The sequence below is a fragment of the Lysinibacillus sp. RU7 genome (assembly GCF_057837305.1).
Map to the genome: position 1 here is coordinate 1 of NZ_JBYQFK010000205.1, position 253 is coordinate 253.

Genomic DNA, 253 nt, shown 5'->3' on the forward strand with positions numbered 1-253 from the left:
TCGGCGGGTTGCACCTCGATGTTCGGCCGCTCTCCCCTGCCCAGGCGCTCATCATAGGCGACCTCCGGCCGTCGACGAAGGCACTTGGTCTTTCGCTTGGCGACCGGGCATGCCTTGCTTTGGCGATCGATCTACAAGCGCAGATGTTCACGACGGACGGCCCGCTGGCGAGCGCGGATGTCGGCATTACCATCACCAACGTGCGCCCTCTGGCGTAGTAGGCCCATATTCGTGCTTTTGGGTACGGTACGCT

The 253-nt window shown here is 62.8% G+C and carries 1 protein-coding gene; it reads left to right on the top strand.

Annotated elements, in window-relative coordinates; genetic code table 11:
• Window positions 1-218 (top strand): PIN domain-containing protein (locus AC3II9_RS22115; protein WP_489158882.1); only part of this gene is annotated, 218 nt, incomplete at its 5' end.
• Between the last annotated feature and the right edge of the window lie 35 nt (window positions 219-253).